This is a genomic window from Ascidiaceihabitans sp. (genome assembly GCF_039986515.1).
In the GTDB taxonomy this organism is placed as follows: domain Bacteria; phylum Pseudomonadota; class Alphaproteobacteria; order Rhodobacterales; family Rhodobacteraceae; genus Ascidiaceihabitans.
Genome location: NZ_JBDWQO010000009.1, coordinates 85,922 through 100,964 on the forward strand (window position 1 = coordinate 85,922; position 15,043 = coordinate 100,964).

Here is a 15,043-nt window from a genome sequence, read left to right on the forward strand (position 1 = left end):
GTGGTAAATGTCCGCTTACAAATCTTCGACTTCAAGCACACCCATCAGCGATTTTATGGCGCCTTTGATTTGGGGATTCATCGGATAGTCTTGCCCCAAATCAATTTCGACTTCACCGGGCAGGCCCGCGTCCATAAGGCAAAACTGGATCGGGCCACGCCCTGCGTTCTTGGCGCCTGTTTTCGCGCCCTCCAAAACAGACGCCACTGACGCGATCGCACCGGGTTCTTCAACAAATATCTTCAACCCGATGCCTCCGACGTCTGCCACGACAGTGTCAATCGGCGAAACGGACCGTGCCAAAAGCTTTAGTTGATCACTCTCCATAGTTGCTTCTACGCCAACGATGACTTTGGCGCCCGTCACCAGATGGTCCTGCGCTTTTTCCAAAGTGTCCGAGAAAATCGTGATTTCATAACCGCCTGTCGTGTCGGACAATTGCGCAAAGGCAAAACGATTTCCGCGCGCAGACTTGCGGATTTGAACACCTGCAACGACGCCTGCGATCTTGGCGTTTTTTGCACCTTTTCGTTCGACCGCAGCATGCACCTGATCCAGAGTTTCCACATTCTTGCGCTTTAACGCGCCCATGTAGTCGTCCAAAGGATGACCCGACAAGTAAAAGCCCACGGCCTTGAATTCTTCGCCCAACCGTTCTGCGGGCATCCAATCATCGACCGGCATCATGCGAGGTTCCGGCAGATCGTCGCCCGCTTCACCGAACAACGACACCTGATTGGAGTTCTTTTGTTCATGAATTGCAGCGGAATAGTTAACAAGTGGGTCAAGGGCGTCAAACACGCGGCGCCGGTTTTTATCAAGCGCATCAAATGCACCGGACCGGGCCAGCATTTCCAATGGTCTTTTGCCAACACGCTTTAAGTCAACGCGTCGGGCCAAATCAAACAAGGTCGCAAATGGTTTGCCGTCACGCCCTTCCACGATCAATTTCATGGCCTCGACGCCAACGTTTTTCAACGCCCCCAGCGCATAGACCAACGCGCCATCAACGACCTTAAATGTCGCGTCAGAACGGTTCACGCAAGGCGGCACCCAAGGCAATTCCAAACGCTTGCGCACTTCTTCAAAATACACCGCCAACTTGTCCGTCAGATGAATATCGCAGTTCATCACGCCAGCCATAAATTCCACCGGATGGTTCGCCTTCAGCCAAGCCGTTTGATAGCTGACCACCGCATAAGCCGCCGCGTGGGATTTGTTGAAACCGTAGTTGGCGAATTTCTCAAGAAGGTCGAAAACCTCTGTAGCCTTTTTCTGGTCCACTCCATTTTCCATCGCCCCCTTTTCAAACTTGGGGCGCTCTTTCGCCATTTCCTCGGCGATCTTTTTACCCATAGCGCGTCGCAGCAGGTCAGCCCCGCCAAGCGAATACCCTGCCATGACCTGCGCAATTTGCATAACCTGTTCTTGGTAAACGATAATTCCTTGGGTTTCTTCAAGGATATGGTCAATCAATGGATGGACAGATTCGCGCGCCTTTAGCCCGTTTTTCACCTCACAATAGGTCGGAATATTTTCCATCGGGCCGGGACGATAAAGGGCCACCAAAGCCACAATATCTTCGATACATGTCGGCTTCATGCGTTTCAGCGCGTCCATCATGCCGCTAGATTCAACCTGAAACACAGCAACAGTTTTTGCGCTGGCATACAGTTTGTAAGATGCCTCGTCATCCAACGGAATCGTGGCAATGTCGTCCACCAAACCTTCCGGTGGTTCATAAAGTTCAGTGCCGTCTGCCGCGATATGCAAGTGCCTTCCACCTGCACGGATCTGGTCCACGGCATTCTGAATGACGGTCAAGGTTTTGAGGCCCAGAAAGTCGAACTTGACCAGACCTGCCTGCTCAACCCATTTCATGTTGAACTGCGTGGCTGGCATGTCGGATCGCGGATCTTGGTACAGCGGAACAAGCGCATCCAAAGGACGATCACCAATCACAACGCCCGCCGCGTGTGTCGATGCATTTCGCAACAAGCCTTCAACTTGTTGGCCGTACTCCAAAAGCCGCGCGACCACCTCTTCGTTGCGGGCTTCCTCGCGCAGGCGCGGCTCGTCAACCAGTGCTTTTTCGATCGAAACAGGCTTAACGCCTTCGACCGGAATTAACTTTGATAAACGGTCAACCTGTCCGTAAGGCATTTGCAAAACGCGGCCAATATCGCGCACAGCGGCCTTCGAGAGCAAAGCACCAAAGGTAATAATCTGGCCCACTTTATCGCGGCCATATTTTTCCTGAACGTAGCGAATGACTTCTTCGCGGCGGTCCATACAAAAATCGATGTCGAAATCCGGCATGGATACACGTTCAGGGTTCAAAAACCGTTCAAAAAGAAGCTGATAGCGCAAAGGATCAAGGTCCGTGATCAACAGTGCATACGCCACCAAGGACCCCGCGCCCGACCCACGGCCAGGACCAACCGGGATGCCATTGTCTTTGGCCCATTTGATAAAATCGGCAACAATCAGAAAGTAGCCGGGGAACCCCATGCCCTCGATAATCTTCAGTTCGAAATCAAGACGGGCCTCATAATCGGCCACATCCACAGCATGAGGAATGACTGCCAGACGTTTACGAAGTCCCTCTTCGGACTGGCGGCGCAATTCAGACACCTCGTCGTCGGCAAATTTTGGCAAAATCGGATCGCGACGATAGGCCTGGAACGCACAGCGTTTTGCGATCTCGACTGTGTTTTCCAAGGCCTCCGGCAAGTCGGCAAACAACGTCGCCATTTCGGAAGGAGATTTGAAATAATGCTGTGCGGTAAGGCGCCTGCGGCCATCTTGTTGATCAACATAAGCCCCCTCAGAGATGCAAATCAGCGCATCATGTGCCTCATACATTTTGGCATCTGGAAAATAGACATCATTTGTCGCAACCAGCGGCACATTCATCGCATAGGCCATTTCGACAAAACCACGTTCCGTCAAACGCTCTGCCTCAGGTTGGCCATCGCCGGGGTGACGTTGCAACTCAACATACAGGCGGTCGCCGTAGATGCCATGCAAACGGTCCATCAACTCTTGTGCTGCGGGCAGCTGTCCGCCCTGCAACAAATGCCCCACCGGTCCTTCCGGTCCGCCTGTCAAACAGATCAGACCAGCACCATATTGCGCCAATTCATCCACAGTCACTTGCGGCAGTTGCTCCGAATTGCCAATGTATAAACACGAATTCAGCTTCATCAGATTTTCGTAGCCGGTCTCATTCTGGGCCAGCAGCACAACAGGCGCAGGGGCGCGCGGTTTTTCACCGGGGCGGGTGGCCATATACGTCACGTCGACCTGACAGCCGATGATGGGCTGCACGCCTTTGCCTGACATCGCAATGGAATATTCCAATGCGGCAAACATATTGTTGGTATCGGTCAGCGCCATGGCTGGCATACCGTGTTTCGCACATAAATCAGGCAGCTTTTTCAGCCGCAATGCCCCTTCCAGCAAAGAGTATTCGGAATGGGTGCGAAGATGAATGAATCGGGGATCAGAAGTCATGTCCGAACCCTAAATCAATCCACACTGCCCCGCCACACCATCTTGGACACTTCCACACAAAGACTTGCCAAAACGTTTGCTGCTTGCAAGAGTGTCAGCAACACGCCCGTGCCGTCTACGCCACATCGACGCCGCATATAATTGGGTTTTAAGGTAGGGTGGCAGGTTATCTCATATGAATATCTCTTTTCGGCTTAACGGAAAGACGGTGCACCTTGATGACGTCGGTGCCACAACGACGCTGTTGGATTGGTTGCGCGAAGATCAACGACTGACAGGCACAAAAGAAGGGTGCAACGAAGGGGATTGCGGGGCCTGCACTGTCATGGTGACGGATGAAGCCGGCGCAAAGGCGCTAAACGCCTGCATTTTGTTCTTGCCCCAGCTCCACGGCAAAGCAGTGCGCACCGTGGAAGGGATGGCCCACCCGGACGGCACACCGCACCCCGTGCAGCAAGCAATGATCGATCATCACGGCAGCCAGTGCGGGTTCTGCACACCGGGGTTTATCACGTCGATGGCAACGGCGCACCTGAATGGTGACACGGATCATGACACCGCTTTGGCTGGAAACCTGTGCCGGTGCACAGGGTATGCGCCCATCATCAAGGCCGCGACGGCTGCACAATCCAGTGCAGTGCCCGCACACATGCACGACACCCTCCTTCCTTTCGCTGAAAATACTTCGGGGGGGCGCGACAGCGCGGGGGCAGAGCCCCCTACTGAACTCGCCGAATTTGCACGGTGGTACGCACAAAACCCTGAAACAACGCTGATCGCGGGGGCCACGGACGTGGGGCTTTGGGTCACAAAGCAAATGCGCGATCTGGGGCATGTGGCCTTCCTGAACCGCGTGCCTGATCTTGCCCTTTGCAAAGAAACCGACACCGACTTTCATATCGGGGCCATGGCAACACTGAGCCAATTGGACGCGATTATTGCACAAGACTTTCCGAGTTTCTCAAAGATGATCCAACGCTATGGCTCACGCCAAGTGCGCAATGCGGCAACCATCGGCGGCAACATCGCAAACGGCTCGCCTATTGGGGACGGCCCGCCTGCATTGATCGCACTGGACGCCACATTGCATTTGCGGCGCGCAGACAAAACACGCAGCATACCGCTGGAAACCTTCTTTCTGGACTATGGCAAGCAAGATAGAGCGGCCGGAGAATTTGTGACCGGCATTACAATTCCCAAACAACCCGACCGGCTGAAGTGCTACAAATTGTCAAAACGGTTTGATCAAGACATATCCTCTGTATGTGGCTGCCTTTGGGTCGATGTGACAAACGGCAAGGTGTCAGATGCGCGCATGGCTTATGGCGGGATGGCAGGTGTTCCCAAACGCGCCACACAAGCGGAATCAGCACTTTGCGGCAAACCTTGGACGCTGGATACGGTGCACGCAGCGATGACGGCGATGGAACAAGACTTCTCACCGCTGTCCGACGCACGCGCATCGGCGGGATACCGAATACAAACCGCGCAAAACATGATCCTGAGATACTGGAACGAAACACAGGGTGTGCAATGCGCCTTGTCGGAGGTCCGCGCATGAGTGTTTCCAAACCCTTACCTCATGACGCCGCTGCCCTGCATGTGTCTGGGGCCGCACGATATGTCGATGATATTCCAACGCCTTATGGGACACTTCACTTGGCTTTTGGGATCAGTCCGGTCGCCGCTGGCACATTAAATTCCATGGATTTGGGTGCCGTGCGCGAAACACCCGGTGTTATCGCTGTCTTGACGGCGTCGGATTTGCAGCATGACGCGGATTGTTCACCGTCCAATCATGATGAACCGCTTTTGGCCACCGACATGGTACATTACGTTGGGCAACCGATGTTTTTGGTTGTGGCGACGTCCCATCATATCGCACGCAACGCAGTGCGCCGTGCGCAAATCGACATCACCGCACGGGACCCGATTTTGACAATCGAACAGGCCCTGACAGCCAACAGTAGGTTTGAAGACGGCCCACGGGTCTACGGCCGAGGGGACGTGGCCGGGGCACTAAATAGTGCCCACAAAACTGTGCAAGGTTCCATCAATCTGGGCGGGCAGGAACACTTTTATCTGGAAGGTCAGGCAGTCCTTGCCTTGCCCGGTGAAGACGGTGATCTGCTGATACACAGCTCGACCCAGCACCCAACAGAAATCCAGCACAAAGTCGCGCATGCCACGGGGCAGCCCATGCACTCTGTCCGGGTTGAAACCCGGCGTATGGGCGGCGGGTTTGGTGGTAAGGAAAGCCAAGGCAATGCCTTGGCCATCGCCTGTGCCATTGCGGCACTGTACACCGGACGCCCATGCAAAATGCGCTATGACCGCGATGATGATATGACCATCACCGGCAAACGTCATGATTTTCGCATAGATTACACCTGCGGCTTTGACGCCGACGGAACCATTCACGCCTTGGATGTTGTCCATTACACACGCTGTGGGTGGGCGCAGGATTTGTCTTTGCCCGTTGCAGATCGCGCCATGCTGCACGCAGACAATGCCTATTTCCTGCCCAATGTGCGCATCGAAAGCCACCGTCTGAAAACCAACATGCAAAGCGCCACGGCGTTTCGCGGCTTTGGCGGCCCGCAAGGGATGTTGGGTATGGAACGCATTGTGGATCATGTGTCCCATAGTCTTGGTCTTGATCCGCTCATCGTGCGCCAGAAAAACTTTTATCCCTCCGGGGGGGATATTTCCGGCGAAAAGAAAACCACGCCATACGGCCAGCTTGTCGAGGATTGCATCGCGCAGGAATTGGTCAATGAATTAACCGCAACCTGCGCATATCAAACCCGCCGCGCCGCCGTGACCGAATGGAATGAAAAAAACGCCATCATCAAACGCGGGCTGGCCCTGACCCCTGTCAAATTTGGCATTTCATTCACATTGACCCATTTGAACCAAGCCGGTGCATTGGTGCATGTGTATCAAGACGGCTCTGTTCATCTCAATCACGGCGGCACAGAAATGGGTCAGGGCCTGTTTCAAAAAGTCGCCCAAGTTGCGGCATCCCGCTTTGGCCTGCCCTTGGATGCCATAAAAATCACCGCCACAGACACTGCAAAGGTCCCCAATACGTCTGCCACCGCAGCTTCTTCTGGCAGTGATTTGAACGGAATGGCCGTCAAAATCGCCTGTGACACACTGTGCGCCCGCATCGCGAAGCATGTCTCGGACCTTCACGGTTGCGATGTCTCTGCTGTGCGGTTTGAAAACGGACAGGTTTGTCTGCCACAGCAGAGCTACAGTTTCGCGCAGGCGGCACAAATGGCTTATCAGGCTCGCATCAGCCTATCCGCGACCGGGTTTTACAAAACCCCCGACATCCAGTGGGACCGCATCAAGGGCCAAGGCCGGCCATTTTTCTATTTTGCCTATGGCGCTGCTGTGACCGAGGTTGCGGTTGACACGTTGACTGGTGAAAACCGCATTTTGCGGACAGATATTTTGCATGATGCCGGGGCATCATTGAACCCCGCCCTCGACATCGGCCAGATCGAAGGGGGCTATGTGCAAGGGGCAGGTTGGTTGACCACCGAAGAACTGGTTTGGGATGATGCAGGGCGTTTGCGCACCCACGCACCATCCACCTATAAAATTCCTGCCTGTTCCGATCGTCCCGACATTTTCAATGTTGCGCTTTGGGACGGGGAAAACCCTGCCGACACAATCTACAAATCCAAAGCAGTGGGTGAGCCCCCGTTCATGTTGGGCATGTCGGCCTTTTTTGCCCTAAGCGACGCCGTGGCCGCTTGCGGGACACAGTACCCAGATCTGCAGGCCCCCGCCACAGCAGAACAGGTATTTTCCGCTATCAAAAGAGCGCGGGGATGACGACGATTTATGTGAGAATAGAAGCCACAAAAGGCTCGGCACCGCGCGATGCAGGCACGGTGATGGGCGTGACCGCAACAGACACAGTTGGGACAATCGGCGGCGGCGCATTGGAATTTGCATCCATCGCTTCGGCCCGCCGGATGCTACACGATGGGTCCTTTGAAGCCCGCGAAACCATTCCTCTTGGTTCCCGCCTTGGGCAATGTTGCGGCGGCGCTGTCACATTGCACTATACCCGCACGCCAACGCCTATCGACGTGACGCAGGACACTCCGCCCGTTGACGTGATGCGCACCCCAATCAAGTCCCCGTTGTGGGTTTGGGGTGCGGGTCATGTTGGGCGGTCCGTGGTGCGCACCGCATCAGCAACACAAGCCTTTGATATCACTTGGGTAGACAAGGACATCGCACGCTTTCCCGCATCGGGTTTCAAGGCCGCACAACAGGTCCCGGCACACGATATGCCCCGTTTGGCAGCACATGCACCACAAGATGCCATGCATTTGATTTTGACCTACTCCCATGACATTGATCTGGCGCTGTGCGCGGCCTTGTCGACGCGCGGCTTTGCGTATTGCGGATTGATCGGATCAAAGACCAAATGGGCCCGTTTTCGCAAAAAGTTGCTGGCAGCGCTGGTTGACCCAGACGGCATCACTTGCCCGATTGGTGACAAAAAACTTGGCAAACATCCTGACCTGATTGCATATGGCACCGTCAAAGCCCTTTTGACCCAACTGCGCTTGGAGGCGACCGCATGACCGAGACTTTGCTGCGCTTGAACGGCCTGACCAAGGCCTACCCCGGGGTCGTTGCCAATTCGGACGTCGGTTTTGACATCGGACGTGGTGAAATCCACGCCCTTTTGGGTGAAAATGGCGCCGGCAAATCGACACTGGTCAAAATGATCTACGGTCTTGTGAAGCCGGATCACGGCACCATGCACCTGAATGGTGCCGTTTTCACGCCACCTGATCCCCGCACAGCCCGCATGGCCGGCGTAGGCATGGTGTTTCAGCATTTTTCACTGTTCGATGCGCTGACAGTTGCAGAAAACATTGCCCTTGGCATGGAAGACGCGCCGGCAATGGGGCAATTGGCGGATCGCATCACTCAGGTGTCACAGGCTTATGGGCTGCCCTTGTCACCGGACCGGGTGGTCGGCGATTTGTCTGCAGGCGAACAGCAGCGGGTCGAGATTATCCGCTGCCTTTTGCAAGAACCCAAACTACTGATTATGGACGAGCCTACGTCTGTTTTGACCCCACAAGAGGTGTCTATTCTGTTCGAGACGCTCAACACACTGCGTGCTGAGGGAACGTCCATATTGTATATTTCGCACAAGCTGGAAGAAATCAGAACGCTGTGTGACGCCGCCACTATTTTGCGCTTGGGAAAAGTCGTCGGAAGTTGCGTTCCAGCCGAAACATCCGCGCGGGACATGGCTGAAATGATGGTCGGTGAAACGCTAAAGACGCCGCAAAGGGCATCAACGAAAGCCGGAGAGGCCGTTTTGCAGCTTTCGGGCCTGAATTTGCCCCCCGCCGCTGCGTTCGGGATGCCATTGCGGGACATTTCCCTGACCCTTCATAAAGGCGAAATTATGGGGATCGGCGGTGTGGCGGGCAACGGGCAGGATGAACTGCTGGGCGCATTGTCAGGTGAAACCCGCGCACCGGCAGGCATGATTGAATACAAAGGGCGCGACATCGCAGCACTTGGCCCCAATGCCCGGCGCAAAATTGGTTTGCTGGCGGCACCCGAAGAACGATTGGGCCACGCCGCGGCCCCCGATATGTCGCTGATTGAAAATGCGATGCTGACGGGTGCTACGCGTGAAAACCTTGACCGAAATGGTCTGTTGAATTGGTCCGCAGCCCGTGGGTTTGCCGAACGCATCATCGAGGCCTTCGATGTGCGCACCCCCAGCTCAGGCAATGCAGCACGGTCTTTGTCGGGCGGGAATTTGCAAAAATTCGTCATCGGGCGCGAGGTCTTGCAGCGCCCTGATGTTTTGGTGGTGAACCAGCCGACTTGGGGCGTGGACGCCTCTGCCGCCGCCGCAATTCGTCAGGCCCTGTTGGATTTGGCAGAAGGTGGTGCCGCAGTGATTGTCATTTCACAGGATTTGGACGAGCTGATGGAAATCTCGGACAGATTTGCTGCATTGAACGAAGGCCGCCTGAGCCAACCGCGCCCGGCTGCGGGGCTGACTGTGGACGAGATCGGTTTGATGATGGGTGGTGCCCATGGGATGGAGGTTGCTCATGGTTGAGAATGCGGGAGCCTCCGGCGGAGGTTTATTTGGCGAGATGAAGCAGGGGAATTGGGTATGATCAGGCTTGAGAAACGCCCACAGCCCAGTCAGGGATTTGCGCTGGCGTCGCCTTTGTTGGCGGTTTTGGCCACTGTGATTTTTGGCGGGGCTTTGTTTGCTGCGCTGGGCAAAGATCCGGTGCAGGCAATCCTGACCATTTTCTGGGAACCGCTGTTTGGCGAGTTTTCGTTCTTTTACCGCCCGCAATTGTTGATCAAAGGTGCGCCTTTGGTGTTGATTGCCATCGGGTTGGCCTTGGGCTTCAAGGCGGGCATCTGGAACATTGGCGCTGAAGGCCAGTACATCATGGGTGCCTTGTTTGGTGCAGGTGTCGGGTTGGCGTTTTATCCAATGGACAGTTTTATCGTCTTTCCCTTGATGGTTTTGGCTGGTGCTTTTGGAGGCTGGGTTTGGGCCATGATCCCTGCCATCTTGAAGGTGAAGTTTGGGACCAATGAGATCCTAGTCAGCCTAATGCTGGTCTATGTGGCCGAACAGTTTTTGGCCTCTATGTCTTTGGGGTTAATGAAGAATCCAGAAGGGTTCGGGTTTCCGGGATCACGCAATCTGCAACAATATCCTAGCGCCCACAATGCAGAGCTGTTTGCGAATTCCGGGATGCACTGGGGCGTTGTTGCGGCCTTTATTGCCGTGATCTTTGCCTATGTTCTTCTGGCCCGCCACCGCCTAGGTTTCGCAATTCGCGTCACTGGAGAAGCCCCAAGGGCTGCCAAGTTTGGCGGCGTGAACCCGTCCCGACTGATCCTGTTTTGCCTTGGCCTTTCCGGTGTTTTAGCCGGTTTAGCAGGCATATTCGAAGTCGCGGGCCCTGCAGGCCAAGTCACGATCGACTTTAACGTGGGTTATGGGTTTACCGCCATCATCGTGGCCTTTCTGGGTCGTCTTCACCCCATCGGCATTCTTTTTGCGGGTGGACTGATGGCGCTGACCTACATCGGTGGCGACATCGCACAAAGCCAGATGGGTTTGCCCGTCGCCGCCATTCAGGTGTTTCAGGGGATGCTTTTGTTCTTCCTGTTGGCCTTTGATTTGTTGACCAACTACCGCCTTCGGGTGGGACAAGCGGAGGCCGCATAATGGATCTAAGTGCAATCAATCCGATTATCCTGATCGCCGCGCTCATAAGTGCTGCCACCCCGATCTTGCTGGCGGCCACGGGCGAACTCGTCGCCGAACGTGCTGGCGTTTTGAACCTTGGTGTCGAAGGCATGATGATCACCGGCGCAATATGCGGGTTCATCATCACCGTGAACACCGGATCCCCTGCTTTGGGCTTTGTCATGGCCGCTTTGGGCGGTGCCACTTTGTCATTGCTGTTTGCTTTTCTGACGCAGGTGGCACTGGCAAATCAGGTGGCTTCCGGTCTTGCGTTAACCTTGTTTGGGTTAGGCCTGTCAGCCCTGATGGGCCAAAGCTATGTGGGCATCAAACCGCCACGTATGGGCGATGTGGATTTCGGGCCATTGGCTGATATTCCAGTGCTTGGCCCGATTTTGTTTTCCCATGACCCCATCGTTTATCTGGGCCTTCTGGTCGTAGCGAGTGTTTGGGCCGTTTTGAAATTCACACGTATGGGGCTGGTTCTGCGGGCTGTTGGTGAAAACCATGATGCGGCACATGCGCTTGGGTACAAAGTCAAACGGATTAGAACGCTGGCGATCATGTTCGGTGGGGCCTGCGCGGGGCTGGGTGGAGCCTACATTTCCCTCATCCGCGTGCCGCAATGGACCGAAGGGATGACAGCCGGTGTCGGCTGGATCGCTCTTGCACTGGTTGTATTTGCCAGTTGGAAACCGTGGCGTGTGTTGTTGGGTGCCTATCTTTTTGGCGGAATCACCCAATTGCAGCTTAATCTGCAAGGCGCAGGCGTTGCTATTCCGGTCGAGTATTTGGCAATGTCTCCCTACATTGTCACGATCGTCGTTCTGGTGATTCTGGCCAAGGACAAATCACGTGCGCCCGGATCACTTGGGCGCATTTTCCATGCCTCGCAATAGCAGGCCAATCAAAAAACCGGGGGGTTCTCCTACTATGACTTTCACCAAAATCCTGACAGGCGCCGCAGTCGCGCTGGGTCTGGCGACATCGGCTTTTGCCGAAGACAAAACAAAAGTGGGCTTCGTATATGTTGGCCCAATCGGCGACGGCGGCTGGACATATGAGCACAACAAAGGGCGCGAAGCTGTTGAAGCGGAATTCGGCGACAAAGTCGAAACCGTGTTTGTGGAAAGCGTGGCAGAAGGCCCCGATTCAGAGCGTGTCATGACACAGATGGCGTTGAACGGTGCGGACCTGATCTTTACCACGTCTTTTGGCTACATGGACCCAACAATCAACGTCGCTGCCAAATTCCCAAATGTGAAGTTTGAGCACGCCACTGGCTACAAACGCGCCGACAACGTATCCACATATTCCGCACGCTTCTATGAAGGCCGCGCGATCCAAGGCCACATCGCGGGCAAAATGACCAAATCCAACATCGTGGGCTACATCGGCTCTTTCCCGATCCCGGAAGTTATCCGTGGCATCAACTCTGCCTTCATCCACGCCAAAAAGGTAAACCCGGACGTCGAATTCAAGATCATCTGGGCCTACACTTGGTTTGATCCAGCCAAAGAAGCAGACGCCGCCAAGGTGCTGATCGAGCAAGGCGCGGACGTTGTGCTGCAACACACAGACTCCACAGCCCCCCAAGCCGCAGCTCAAGAAGCAGGCAACGTGATCACCTTTGGCCAAGCCTCTGACATGAGCCAATACGGCCCGATGCCACGCGTGTCTTCGATCATTGATGACTGGGCGCCCTACTACATCGCCCGCACCAAAGCCGTTATGGACGGCACATGGACGTCCACAGACACATGGGACGGCATCGGTGCTGGCATGGTTGGCATCGGCGAGATTTCCGACGCGGTTCCAGCGGACGTGAAAGCCGAAGCTTTGGCGATGAAAGCGGCCTTGGCGGACGGGTCCTACCACGCGTTCACCGGTCCTTTGAAAAAGCAGGACGGCTCTGATTTCTTGGCCGAAGGCGAGACAGCGGATGACGGTACATTGGCTGGAATGAACTTCTACGTTGAAGGCATAACAGGCGACATCCCGCAGTAAGCTATATCTTTAGTTTATTGTGTTTTCTTGAAAGGCCCTGGCATTTTGCTTGGGGCCTTTTTTGTGCATCTGCGGTCGCCGGAAATGGCCTGAATTTGCAAATCCTTGCAAAATCCCCTATCTAATCAGCTAGATAAAAATAATTACCTGAGCAGGTTCCCTTTGTCCCGTCTATTCAATGCTCTCTGGGAGAGCATCCTAAGTCCTATGTTTCAGCGGCCCAAAAGGCTGCAAGTCGCGGCGCTGTGCCATCGCGAACGGGCTGGTGTGCGCGAAGTCCTGTTGGTGACCAGCCGCGACACAGGACGTTGGATTATCCCCAAGGGGTGGCCGATGCGCGGCAAGAACGGTGCAGAATCCGCGTTGCAAGAAGCATGGGAAGAGGCCGGCGTCACGCAAAGCATCGTCAATCCACAGCCTATCGGCAGCTATACTTATGCCAAACGCAAAGCCAGCGGCCTGTCTGTGCCGGTGCGCACGCTTGTGTACGACCTGCCTGTAAAAACGCTATCCGATGACTTTCCCGAAGCGCTTGAGCGCACACGCAAATGGGTTCCTGCCGCGCAGGCCGCCGAGATGGTGAACGAGACCGCTTTAAAAGCTATTTTGCGTCAGTTCTAAGCAATTTTTTAACAAAGTAAGCACAAGTGTTGCTTTCGTTGTCCCCCCGTGGCTACAGACGGAAAACTTGGGGGGAATCCAATGACCAATGATACTGGCGATCAACGCCACCTTGAAACGCTGGACCGTGATCTGGCGCGTTATTCCAATCTGGAACTGGCAACAGCCTATGTGTCCCGTCCCTTGGTGGGTCCTGGCATTGCGTTGGTATTCATCGTTTTGGCAGGCTTGGGTGCCGCTTTGTTTTTTGGCCAAACCAGCAATTCGATGATTGTGATCGTTGCGGCCTGTTTCGGGGCCTATATGGCGCTGAACATCGGGGCCAATGACGTGGCCAACAACATGGGGCCTGCGGTGGGCGCAAACGCGTTAACCATGGGCGGCGCCATTGCCATTGCCATCGTCTTTGAAAGCGCAGGTGCGCTGATTGCTGGTGGAGACGTCGTGTCCACCATCGCCAAGGGCATCATCGCCCCCGAAAGCATGGGCACAGCAAGCACCTTTATCTGGGCCATGCTGGCGGCTTTGTTGTCGGCTGCCCTTTGGGTCAACCTTGCCACGTTTGTGGGCGCACCGGTGTCCACAACGCATTCCGTTGTGGGCGGTGTTATGGGGGCGGGTATCGCGGCGGCTGGCTTTGCTGCAGTAAGCTGGCCCACCATGAGCAAAATCGCAGCCAGCTGGGTCATCTCGCCTGTTTTGGGCGGTGCAGTGGCAGCGTTCTTCTTGTTCGTGATCAAATCACGCATCATCTACCAAGATGACAAAATCGCAGCCGCACGCAAATGGGTGCCTGTTTTGGTGGGCATCATGGCGGGCGCGTTTGCGTCGTATCTGGCCCTCAAAGGCCTTAAGAAGATCATGAAGATCGACTTGCAGACCTCATTGATGATTGGGGCCGCCATCGGTGTCGGGGTTTGGTTGGTCATGATCCCGCTGATCAAAAAGCAATCCGAAGGTCTTGAGAACCGCAACAAGTCCCTGAAAGTTCTGTTTGGAATTCCTTTGGTTGTGTCCGCGGCTTTGCTGAGCTTTGCGCATGGTGCCAATGATGTGGCGAACGCCGTGGGGCCTCTGGCCGCAATCGTGCAGGCATCGCAGTCAGGTGATTTCACACAAGCCGTATCCATACCGTTTTGGGTTATGGTGATCGGGGCGTTTGGTATTTCATTCGGCCTGTTCCTGTTTGGCCCCAAACTGATCCGCATGGTGGGTGGGCAAATCACCAAGCTGAACCCGATGCGCGCCTATTGTGTGGCATTGTCCGCCGCCATCACCGTGATCGTGGCCAGCTGGTTGGGCCTGCCTGTCAGCTCGACCCACATTGCAGTTGGCGGCGTCTTTGGCGTGGGCTTCTACCGCGAATGGGACGCGGAACGCCGCATCCGCAAAACGCGTCAGCAAATACCGGATCGCGCAAACTATGGCCCCGAGGAACGGCGTCGTCGCAAGCTGGTCCGCCGGTCACATTTCATGACCATCATCGCCGCATGGCTAATCACGGTACCTGCGGCCGCCCTGTTGTCGGCTGTGATCTTCTTTGTGCTCAACAGCGTGTTGGGCTGATACCTAAGCCTTGACGCGCATGGCCTGACTTCGCAATGTCGGGCC

The 15,043-nt window shown here is 55.2% G+C and carries 10 protein-coding genes; 9 read left to right on the forward strand and 1 reads right to left on the reverse strand.

The genetic code is table 11. The features are described 5' to 3' along the window. Positions 1-15: 15 nt before the first annotated feature. Complete coding sequence (gene dnaE, locus ABJL60_RS09575) at positions 16-3,516, reverse strand: DNA polymerase III subunit alpha (protein WP_348376130.1); 3,501 nt, start codon at positions 3,514-3,516, stop codon at positions 16-18. A 175-nt stretch (positions 3,517-3,691) separates the two neighbouring features. Here dnaE and xdhA point away from each other — a divergent pair, with 175 nt between their 5' ends. The 9 genes from xdhA (at position 3,692) to ABJL60_RS09620 (ending at position 14,998) form a co-directional block, all read left to right on the forward strand. Further along, positions 3,692-5,077, forward strand: coding sequence for a xanthine dehydrogenase small subunit (gene xdhA, locus ABJL60_RS09580; protein ID WP_348376131.1), 1,386 nt, complete (start codon positions 3,692-3,694; stop codon positions 5,075-5,077). Beyond that, positions 5,074-7,365, forward strand: coding sequence for a xanthine dehydrogenase molybdopterin binding subunit (xdhB, locus tag ABJL60_RS09585; protein ID WP_348376132.1), 2,292 nt, complete (start codon positions 5,074-5,076; stop codon positions 7,363-7,365). Before xdhA ends, xdhB begins: the two co-directional genes overlap by 4 nt. Beyond that, a complete protein-coding gene (gene xdhC / locus ABJL60_RS09590; protein ID WP_348288946.1) occupies positions 7,362-8,129 on the forward strand; it encodes a xanthine dehydrogenase accessory protein XdhC in 768 nt (255 codons plus the stop codon). Before xdhB ends, xdhC begins: the two co-directional genes overlap by 4 nt. Next, a complete protein-coding gene (locus tag ABJL60_RS09595) occupies positions 8,126-9,643 on the forward strand; it encodes an ABC transporter ATP-binding protein (RefSeq protein ID WP_348376133.1) in 1,518 nt (505 codons plus the stop codon). Before xdhC ends, ABJL60_RS09595 begins: the two co-directional genes overlap by 4 nt. A 57-nt stretch (positions 9,644-9,700) precedes the next feature. After that, entirely contained in the window at positions 9,701-10,783 is a 1,083-nt protein-coding gene (locus ABJL60_RS09600; RefSeq protein WP_348376134.1) for an ABC transporter permease, read from the forward strand. Continuing rightward, a complete protein-coding gene (locus tag ABJL60_RS09605; RefSeq protein WP_348288940.1) occupies positions 10,783-11,703 on the forward strand; it encodes an ABC transporter permease in 921 nt (306 codons plus the stop codon). The genes ABJL60_RS09600 and ABJL60_RS09605 overlap by 1 nt, the downstream gene beginning before the upstream one ends. 34 nt (positions 11,704-11,737) lie before the next feature. Beyond that, a complete protein-coding gene (locus ABJL60_RS09610; RefSeq protein WP_348288937.1) occupies positions 11,738-12,811 on the forward strand; it encodes a BMP family ABC transporter substrate-binding protein in 1,074 nt (357 codons plus the stop codon). A gap of 207 nt (positions 12,812-13,018) precedes the next feature. Next, positions 13,019-13,432: an NUDIX hydrolase gene (locus ABJL60_RS09615; protein ID WP_348288934.1), complete on the forward strand. Its 414-nt coding sequence runs from the start codon at positions 13,019-13,021 to the stop codon at positions 13,430-13,432. 81 nt (positions 13,433-13,513) lie between these two features. Continuing rightward, a complete protein-coding gene (locus ABJL60_RS09620; protein WP_348376135.1) occupies positions 13,514-14,998 on the forward strand; it encodes an inorganic phosphate transporter in 1,485 nt (494 codons plus the stop codon). Positions 14,999-15,043: the final 45 nt, after the last annotated feature.

Excerpts from the sequence above, each read along its gene's own strand:
- ABJL60_RS09600 (WP_348376134.1), top strand. The coding sequence starts at position 9,701 with ATGATCAGGCTTGAGAAACGCCCACAGCCCAGTCAGGGATTTGCGCTG.
- ABJL60_RS09605 (WP_348288940.1), top strand. The coding sequence starts at position 10,783 with ATGGATCTAAGTGCAATCAATCCGATTATCCTGATCGCCGCGCTCATA.
- ABJL60_RS09610 (WP_348288937.1), top strand. The coding sequence starts at position 11,738 with ATGACTTTCACCAAAATCCTGACAGGCGCCGCAGTCGCGCTGGGTCTG.
- dnaE (WP_348376130.1), bottom strand. The coding sequence starts at position 3,516 with ATGACTTCTGATCCCCGATTCATTCATCTTCGCACCCATTCCGAATAC.
- ABJL60_RS09595 (WP_348376133.1), top strand. The coding sequence starts at position 8,126 with ATGACCGAGACTTTGCTGCGCTTGAACGGCCTGACCAAGGCCTACCCC.
- ABJL60_RS09615 (WP_348288934.1), top strand. The coding sequence starts at position 13,019 with ATGTTTCAGCGGCCCAAAAGGCTGCAAGTCGCGGCGCTGTGCCATCGC.
- xdhB (WP_348376132.1), top strand. The coding sequence starts at position 5,074 with ATGAGTGTTTCCAAACCCTTACCTCATGACGCCGCTGCCCTGCATGTG.
- ABJL60_RS09620 (WP_348376135.1), top strand. The coding sequence starts at position 13,514 with ATGACCAATGATACTGGCGATCAACGCCACCTTGAAACGCTGGACCGT.
- xdhA (WP_348376131.1), top strand. The coding sequence starts at position 3,692 with ATGAATATCTCTTTTCGGCTTAACGGAAAGACGGTGCACCTTGATGAC.
- xdhC (WP_348288946.1), top strand. The coding sequence starts at position 7,362 with ATGACGACGATTTATGTGAGAATAGAAGCCACAAAAGGCTCGGCACCG.